This is a genomic window from Telluria sp. AZSoR62 (assembly GCF_058111565.1).
Window position 1 is genome coordinate 1 of record NZ_JBYTST010000613.1, and the last position, 235, is coordinate 235.

The 235-nt window shown below is 42.1% G+C and carries 1 pseudogene; it reads left to right on the forward strand.

The features are described from left to right. Window positions 1–235, forward strand: a pseudogene (locus AC3XQU_RS24925) (P-loop ATPase, Sll1717 family); the annotation flags it as partial.

Here is a 235-nt window from a genome sequence, read left to right on the forward strand (position 1 = left end):
GCCAGAGGAGGCGGAGGAAATAAATGATGAATATGATATTAAGGTTGATTCACTAAATCCTAAAATAAGAAATACAAAAATAGGTCAGATTGTTTCGCAACTCGATAAAATTCCGTTAGGGAGAGAGGGGGAGCGTGATTTCGAATTGTGGAGCCTAGAAGCGTTGAAAGTTATCTTCGCTGCTCATCTTGTAGGGTTGCAGTTACATCCCAATGGTGCAGCAGTTCAGCGTAGG